9 protein-coding genes are annotated in these 7,590 nt (G+C 51.5%); 1 reads left to right on the plus strand and 8 read right to left on the minus strand.

What is annotated here, in order from left to right; translation table 11 throughout:
* The 8 genes from HY879_11320 to lexA all read right to left on the minus strand — a co-directional run.
* A partial coding sequence (locus HY879_11320; protein MBI5603934.1) for a hypothetical protein occupies positions 1-805 on the minus strand: 805 nt, incomplete at its 3' end.
* Between the two features lie 621 nt (positions 806-1,426).
* Complete coding sequence (locus tag HY879_11325; protein ID MBI5603935.1) at positions 1,427-2,185, minus strand: nucleotidyltransferase domain-containing protein; 759 nt, start codon at positions 2,183-2,185, stop codon at positions 1,427-1,429.
* Between the two features lie 97 nt (positions 2,186-2,282).
* On the minus strand, positions 2,283-3,992 hold the full coding sequence (locus HY879_11330) for a DUF262 domain-containing protein (GenBank protein MBI5603936.1): 1,710 nt from the start codon (positions 3,990-3,992) through the stop codon (positions 2,283-2,285).
* 147 nt (positions 3,993-4,139) lie between these two features.
* Positions 4,140-4,529 carry a PIN domain-containing protein gene (locus tag HY879_11335; protein MBI5603937.1) on the minus strand — a complete coding sequence of 130 codons (390 nt, stop codon included), beginning with the start codon at positions 4,527-4,529 and terminating at the stop codon, positions 4,140-4,142.
* On the minus strand, positions 4,526-4,777 hold the full coding sequence (locus HY879_11340; GenBank protein MBI5603938.1) for a hypothetical protein: 252 nt from the start codon (positions 4,775-4,777) through the stop codon (positions 4,526-4,528). Before HY879_11340 ends, HY879_11335 begins: the two co-directional genes overlap by 4 nt.
* A gap of 86 nt (positions 4,778-4,863) precedes the next feature.
* Entirely contained in the window at positions 4,864-5,133 is a 270-nt protein-coding gene (locus tag HY879_11345; protein MBI5603939.1) for a hypothetical protein, read from the minus strand.
* Between the two features lie 2 nt (positions 5,134-5,135).
* Positions 5,136-5,732 carry a hypothetical protein gene (locus tag HY879_11350; protein ID MBI5603940.1) on the minus strand — a complete coding sequence of 199 codons (597 nt, stop codon included), beginning with the start codon at positions 5,730-5,732 and terminating at the stop codon, positions 5,136-5,138.
* A 1-nt stretch (position 5,733) separates the two neighbouring features.
* Positions 5,734-6,342 (minus strand): repressor LexA, encoded by a 609-nt coding sequence (gene lexA, locus HY879_11355; GenBank protein ID MBI5603941.1) that lies wholly within the window; start codon positions 6,340-6,342, stop codon positions 5,734-5,736.
* 219 nt (positions 6,343-6,561) lie between these two features.
* Between lexA and HY879_11360 the strand changes: the two genes are divergently transcribed.
* Positions 6,562-7,590 (plus strand): nicotinate phosphoribosyltransferase (locus HY879_11360; GenBank protein ID MBI5603942.1); only part of this gene is annotated, 1,029 nt, incomplete at its 3' end.

The following is a 7,590-nucleotide window of genomic DNA, read 5'->3' on the forward strand; positions in this document are numbered from 1 at the left end:
CCTTGTCAAAGCTAAGAAGCCCCTTTATGTTTTCAAGGAGATGTTTAAACTCATCGTTCAAATAAAAAATTAATCGCATGATCATACGGATCACGCCGATATGGTCGTGCCCGTCAGCCTCTTTGGGCGCGTCCTTGGGGAAACGAACATGCTTCAAAGCATAGAAATACCAGTTGGTGAGTTCCCTATAGAAGGCCTTGGTGACCGACTCGACATCAAAGGCGTCATCGTGGCGTTTCTGAATCTCCAGGGGCGATAGCGGTTTTCCTTCGCTCCCCGCTGGCTTGGCTATCGGGAGCACCAAATTTTGCACCCCGCGACGCGAGGTCGCGGGGATGCTCATCAAGGCCAGATCCAACATTTGCAGCCGCTCGGCGGCCGTGCGCAAGCCGCTGTCGGCTCGCACGGTCATCCGGCGAAAAAGCCGACGCTTTTCAGCCTTTGCGTCATACTTGATATTCAGAAAATGCCAGGAGGATTGCGCCCTGTCGGAGAAAATGAACAGGCAGTAGGGATGTTCGCGGATTAATTGATCGACAATGGGCCGCTCAAGATTTCTCTGAAGACCGGCCGAGGCCAGACGGCAATAGACCACATGAAAGGCATTGTCCTCCCCGCCACTGGCAAACAGGATGGGATCATCCGCCAACGCCTTGCGGGCGGAATCCGGCCAGCCGCGCATGTAGAGCGGCTTGTTTTCATGCTCGTAGTTCAGTTCCTCCCAGAACAGCTTTTTAAGACCGGCCAGATCCCGCAAGTTCCGGAGGATGTTAAGGACCGCCTGCTGTCTCTCAACTTGTGCCATGCAACAATTTTGCTCCGATCATGTTGGATTGGTACGCCTTTTCTTCGGAATACTGCTTCGATATCGAACGTTATAACAATAACAAATTCCCTGTTCCCGGAGAATAAATTTCCCAAATTTTCTTTTATTCAAATTTGCTTCTTGCCAACCCAAATTGCCGAAGGACGGTTTGCCGCTTCCATTTTTTAAATCCTAAAAAAACATCATATTTTCAATGTATTAATGGTTATATAGGTACTAAAATGTTGTTCAATACCTATTAATTAGGTATTTTACCTATTTCTCCATTTGGCATTCGGCCCCCTACCCAAACACTCCAGTTTTCCTAAGTCTCTCTGTTCCCTGAGGATGCGGCGAATCAAATCTATCCCGACATTAGGACACCTCTCTTGGACATCTCGCATCGTGAAATCCCTCAAGAAATGTCTTATTGCATCGGGGATTTCATTATCTTACTCCGTAACACTCCTTACCTTGCCGGGCTCCTTGCCCTTAGCGAGTTCGTCCAGCTATCCTCGAATCATTTCCTTAACTCCGCCGCTGGAAATCTGATTTTGAGTTTAACAAATAAATCATATACCTTACCTAAAGTCAATCAAGCGGTGTCTAAATTCCATTTTTTTAATTCCGGGCTTCGAGTGCCAGTCGAACCGTTTCAACCGCCAGTTCGTTGATCCGATCCATATCCGGCCCGGGCGGCAAGGGTGAGGCCGAATAGGCCTCTTCGGCCCTCTGAAAACCCTGCTCGGCTTCGGCCTTTACCTGTTCCAGTGTCCATTCCCCGCGCTTGATGGCCAGCAGTTGTTCCGCATCATGACGCCGGACCTGGAGCTGCCCGTCTCTAAGAAATTCAATCCCCATCCGGAGCAGGCGTATAAGGTGGGCGGCATTCTTGCAATCGTAACCATAGCGCTCAACCAGATTCTTACGCTTGGCCCCCATATATCCCTGGAACCCCAAGTGGGTCATCTTGTAAAGCTGACTGCGGGCATAACCGGCAAAGGCCTGGTAAACGTGCCGGCCGACAAAGATCTGGCGATTGTCCAGGAGCAACCGGCCAGCCTCGGTAACCTTCAAATAATCAGAGCGATCAAGCCAGAGCATCATCAGGACATTGGGGTTTCCGCGAGCCAGCAGGCGAATAAACTTGCGGACTTCATAAACAACAATGTCCCATTCGTTCTGTTTGATTTCCTTGGTACCTCTTGAGCCGAATTCCTTGAGTCCGAAATAATAATCCAGGGGGGGAACGCAAACAGCCATCACATCCTTATCGTCGATACTATTCGGATCGGCGGATGGGACGTACAGGCCATGGGCGATGCTCCCCCGATAAGCAGAAAGAATGGCCCACTCACCCAGCGAGGGATGAGCCTCCAAAATATTCCTCGGAATTTCCAATAATCCTGAACCTCAAAACAGGCGGCATCTACTTGGTATCTTCAACGATAATACGTTTCTTTAGAAATATCATCTGCTATGACAGTTCCGGGAGCCGCCAGATGGCCGTGGCCTGGCTGGCAAGCCATTGCTGGCGTGAAGCAATGCGCTCCGGTGTCCATTCCAGATGATCACCGGCAACCCTTCGCGTTATCTCAAAACCGCTCTGCCCGTAAATTTCTCTTTTTTCCCGGTATGACTTGTTGCCGATCTGGCGGTTTAAAGTCGCTTCCAGGGGTGTCATATTTCCGATCCGATAGACGCACCGGTCAATTTGTTCATCGGTGAAGGAGGTCCACTGTTCATTGGGATTTTCCGGCAATATATGCTCGATGGTGTACTTATCGCTGGCATAATCAAAAGCCTGATTTGAAACATGCCGCTCGATCTCAAAGAGAATATATCTCATGACCTGGCGATTACGGGCCGAGGTAGTGCGAACCTGCTTTTCCGAAAAAGAGCCACGGAACTGTTCATCGGTCGGGTAGACCTGGCGCAAGGCGCGGATGATCTCGGCGGCGCCCGCGAGTTGTTGCTTGGCGATCTTTTCTGCGACCGAGTTATAGACACGCTCCTGTTCGTTCGTAGCGAGATTGCCGATGACGTTGTATCGGAAAGAAACGATGGCACAAGCCCGCAGAATCCGCGTAAAGTCCGAGTCGTTCAAAACACGGCGCGCCGCCAGCAATAAGGCGTGCGGCTGCCGGATATTGAACATCACCAGTTCGGCGACATGTTTGCGTTGTTCCACGTTCCACATGGAGTCGCCGGCGTCGCTCAAGGCCGCGTAGATGTCAGCGTCGCGGTCCATGTCGCGCAACAAAGTAAAAACGTCGGCCTTGATTTTGATGCTCATACGTATTGTCTTGAATAGATCGGAATGACGAGTGAGGGGATTTTGGCTGTTCCAGAAAACCCGGAGGAAATCCGGGACGCTTTCACTGCCGAGCTTCCCGACAACCGCCTCCCAACGTTCTTCGAGGGTTCGGATTTCATGTTCATGACCGCCGGCGCTATGGACCACGGAAAAGAGGAAGTTTTTGAGCAGGTCGGTGGAGGAAAGGCGCACGCCCCTGGCGTTCAGCGTCTCGAACACCTTGAAAGCGTTCAGTTCATCCGTTACCGAGATGACCGTAAAAAACAGACGATCTGCGACTGTATCGACAAAACGGGCCAGTTCCTTACCGCTTCGTGCTTCTTCGAAACGTTCGCGCATCCGGTTGTCAAACCATTCGAAACCTTTGCGTAGAAGGTGCTCCGAGGCCTTCAGGTTGCGCTTCGGCAGACGCTCAAGCGGCACGAGGTAGTTTTGGTAAAACTGATCATTATGGCGATTCAACGATAGCTTTGATTTGGGAATAAGGGTGACCGGATCAAGATAGCCGATGTAGGTCTTGCGCAATTCCTCCTCTCGACGTTTATTGTCGTCTGAGTCGATTTTCAGGTCTACCAGTCGGCGCAGATTACGGAGCACGGCAAGAACGATCAGACTCAACGTTGTCATCCTCTGCTGACCATCGATGATGTCATAATTGCGCTCGTCGTTTGACTGCAGGACAAGATAACCCATATAATGCCCCTGCTCGCCGCCAGGTTCCAGCATGGCGATAATATCCTGCCACAAATCATCCCACTCCTGTTCAGCCCAGGAATAGTCTCTTTGGAACATGGGGACGCGATAAACCAGGCCATTACCCATCAATTTACGGAAGGTTTGATTCGAGGTATTGAAATTTGTTACTGCCATATCATCCTCCAATTCCAGATTGCCGACAGCCGAAAGCAAAATCAGATAGAAATATACTTAACCGGGCAGTTCCGGTCAAGAACAAACCCTACATTTTTGTTATAGCTTTCCGGCGAAAGGACCCATGCCGGACGCCATTTTCGCTTGTCAAAACAACATAAACCCCTGGTCGGTAAAATCAGGATCGAAGGCCAACGCCTTTTTTATCCCCCTCTCCCGCATCACCAGAAAACTCAGGCAATCCACAAAACTAACCCCCCGCTTCCCGATCCTTTCCAGTTCCTGTAACGCCTTTCCATGCAGGGCAGGGTCCACCCATTCAATCTGAAAGGCTTTGGCCTCCTTCAGGAATTGCAGGGCCACCCGGAGGCCGAGCCGGGCCTGCAATAAGGCCCCACTTTCCACTAAAATATAGTTATGGAGACAAACAGGTTCCCCGGCCGACAGGAGATGAGCGAATTTCTCAAGGGCGGAAACATGATTGGGATCAGCCTTGTCAGCCAAGGCGTAGACGGCCGACGTATCCAAAAAAATCATTTCCGAAAAGCCTCCTCAAGGGCCTGGTCGTGTCGTTCTGAAACCGGTTTAAGGGATCCTTGATGGGATTTACCGGCCCCGACAAATCCGAAATCCTTTATCGACCTTTTTTTTTGCGGGGCCGAAAGGGTTATTTCTTTATGGATCAGTTCCCGAATGATCCCGGCAATGGATTTCTTTTCTTGAAAGGCCCGTTGACGTAAGACCTCGAAGGTTTCTTCTTCTAATTGGATCTGGGCTCGTTTCATGGGATACCCCCTTCCTTTATACACAATCCTACCATCATGCTATCATGATGTCAATTGCCCAGCCTAACCGGGTCGACGGCAAATCTCTACCTTTGGCCGACCCCCTCCTCCAGGGTCCTCAATTTGGCCCGCAAATCGGCCAGGGCCTTTTCCTGCTCTAATAGGATAGAAATCAGGATGGTCTCCAGGGGCCAGGGCCGGGAGGCACAGACCCCGGCCTGGACATGGAGCCGGGCCAGATCAAAAAGCCGGTCCAGGATCTGTTGATCTTCCCGGCGCAAACCCCGGCGGAATTTTTTCCAGTCCTGATATTCCTGTTCCAGGGCCAGGCTGAACGGCAGGACGGTCCGGCCCATGGTCAGCCCTCCGTCCTTTTTTCAGGAAGATTGGATCGCCGGAGAAGGCCTTCCAGCCCGTGAGCGCCGGACTTTATTTGGATGATGAGATGGACATACCGGCCCAGTTCCCGTCCCAGGAACAAATTTTTGACCTGCTTCAACAACGGGCGTTGGAAAAGATAGAGCCCCTGGCCCCTCTTGCCCAGGGCGGCTATGGAACAGGCCACCCGCTTGAAAAGGAGTTTGCGCTCGGATAGAGAGACCTGTTCATCATAGAAAAGGGCGCAGGGGCCGAGTATGAAAAGGGGATCTCTTCGACCGGCCCGGGGCAGGGTCTCACACAGGAGGGTTACCAACTGGTGACAGGTAAAGGCCCGGCTGAGGTGAATCCGTTCCAGGAGCATCCGGGGATCCATATCCCGGTAGCGGCTGATCCGGGCGATCAGATAAGGATCAAAAGCCTGAGCGGCATCGATCAGGGTGACCGGCTTGCCCTGGGCCGCCAACTGGCCCATCAAATAGGCGGAAAGCCGGGGCATGGCCTCCCCGAAAAAGAGGATACTCTTTCCGGAAAGGGCCAGATTGGAAAGATTGTTCAAGGGAAGTAAGGCATCCATATCAGCTATTCAGAGACCGGTAAATCCCGATGACTTTCCCCAGGATCGAAAACGCGGAGAGAGCCTCTTGGTCCATGATCAGGGGTTCTATCTCCGGATTGTCCCCCTTTAAGATCACCCGGTTTTCTGACTGGTAGTACCGTTTCAGGGTTACTTCATTTTCCAGGCGGAATACCCCGATCTCGCCGACAGATATTTGTTCCTGGCGGCGAACGATGACCTGGTCTCCGGGGAGGATATAAGGGCTCATGCTTTCCCCGCGAACCCGGAGCAGGAAAACTTCTTCGCCTTTGGCCCAGCCCTCGGGAAGGGTTACATAATCCTCTGCATCCTCTTCGATTAAAAGAGGCCTTCCGGCCGGGACGGCCCCATAAAGCGGGATGGTCCGCAACGGTCCGGAAGACCGGACCAGACTCACCCCCCGGGAACGATGAGGCTCCCGCTTTAAATATCCTTTGCGGACCAGGGCCTTCAGATGATCCTGGGCAGTACCCAGGTTGATCTTGAAATGACCGGCCACTTCCCGAAAAGAAGGTGGATAACCGTTTTCTAATAAGTAGTTACGGAGATATTCCCAGATTTGTCTTTGTCGTATAGTAAGAGCTTGCATATATTAAATAAGCATATACCATACATTTGTATGGTTGTCAATGAAAATTATAGGTCAAAGAACAAAGCCACAAATTAGCCCTTGAACAAAAGAGATGAACTGTGTAATAAAAAAGCTAATGGGTTCGGAGTTTAGGGTTCGGAGTTCGGAGAAAACACTTTAATAATCTTCAGCCTCCATAGGGGCTCGCAGGAGCGGGTTTATTACAGAAAGGGTTCCATGCGTAATCTTACCTTATTAACCGACATGTACGAGCTGACCATGGTCGGCGGATACCTCGACAACGGGAAAGAAAGCCAACGGGCCAATTTTGACTACTTTTTCCGTAAAATTCCGGATGAGGGGGGCTATTGTATTGCCGCCGGTCTTGAGCAGGTCATTGATTATATCAGACACATCCGTTTTACTTCGGAGGATTTAGCCTATCTGGCCAACTTGGATATTTTCCCCGAGAAGGTTCTCCGCTACCTGGAAGCGTTTCGCTTTACCGGTGATCTCTTTGCCGTTCCTGAAGGTACGGTGGTCTTCCCCTATGAACCGCTCATCCGGGTTACGGCTCCCTTGCCGGAAGCCCAGTTTATTGAATCGGCCTTGTTGAATATGATGAACTTCCAAACATTGATCGCCACCAAAGCTGCCCGAGTTTGCACAGCCGCCGAAGGCGATCCGGTTATTGAATTCGGTCTCAGGCGCGCCCATGGGCCGGATGCCGCCATTGAGGCTGCCAGGGCGGCTTTTATTGGGGGGGCCCAGGGCACATCCAATGTCTTGGCCGGTAAACTGTTCGATATTCCGGTCCGCGGGACCGTAGCCCATAGCTGGGTGGAATCCTTTCCATCGGAATTAGAAGCTTTCAAAGCCTATTGCCGGGTTTATCCCCAAGGCTGCTTTTTATTGGTGGACACCTACGATACCTTGAAAAGCGGCATACCCAACGCCATCAAAATCGGAAAAGAATTGAAAGCCCAGGGAAAGGGGAATTTACAGGGGGTCCGGCTTGACAGCGGAGACCTGGCCTACTTAAGCAAAGAAGCCCGGAAGATATTAGACCGGGAAGGGTTCGAAGAAGCCAAGATCTTCGCCTCCAGCGATCTGGACGAATGGATCATCGAAAGTATCAAAAAACAGGGAGGGCGGATCGATTCCTGGGGGGTCGGCACCAAACTGGTAACCGCTTACTCCACCCCGGCCCTGGGGGGAGTTTATAAACTGACCGCCATTGAAGAAGACGGCCGGATGCGCCCCAAG

Source organism: Deltaproteobacteria bacterium (assembly GCA_016219225.1).
GTDB lineage: Bacteria > Desulfobacterota > RBG-13-43-22 > RBG-13-43-22 > RBG-13-43-22 > RBG-13-43-22.